Origin of the sequence: Ensifer sp. ENS03, assembly GCF_014852035.1 — a bacterium.
GTDB classification, from domain to species: Bacteria; Pseudomonadota; Alphaproteobacteria; order Rhizobiales; family Rhizobiaceae; genus Ensifer; species Ensifer adhaerens.
In genome coordinates, this window is sequence record NZ_JACVAV010000037.1 from 1 (window position 1) to 449 (window position 449).

At 53.9% G+C, this 449-nt stretch carries 2 tRNA genes; both read right to left on the reverse strand.

Going from position 1 to position 449, the window contains the following annotated elements:
• Positions 1-44: 44 nt before the first annotated feature.
• Positions 45-120 (reverse strand) — tRNA-Ala (locus IB263_RS33855).
• Positions 121-184: 64 nt separating this feature from the next.
• Positions 185-261 (reverse strand) — tRNA-Ile (locus IB263_RS33860).
• Positions 262-449 lie beyond the last annotated feature (188 nt).

Below are 449 nucleotides of genomic sequence, written 5' to 3' on the forward strand. Positions count from 1 at the left end.
ATTTTCTCCAAGGATATCTTCCGTCAGTTCAACACCAATCGAATTGGTGGAGCTGAGCGGGATCGAACCGCTGACCCCCTGCTTGCAAAGCAGGTGCTCTCCCAGCTGAGCTACAGCCCCAACCGTTTCGATCATCTGCTCCAAGCAATCCATCCAAGTCCAGACCAATCGGTCTAAACCAAAATGGTGGGCCCGGGCAGACTCGAACTGCCGACCTCACGCTTATCAGGCGTGCGCTCTAACCACCTGAGCTACGGGCCCATCTTGGGTAAAGCACGCAACCGACATTCGCTTGACGCAAGCGGCAAACGGGCGTGGTTCATATCCTTGTGAGAAAGAGAAACGTGGACGGCGGCACTCGCCATACCAACCGAATACCAAAGGTATTTCCGTGGCGTATTGCGTTTCGATGGTCACCTGACTGGTGCCATCTATGTTCTAAAAAGCAC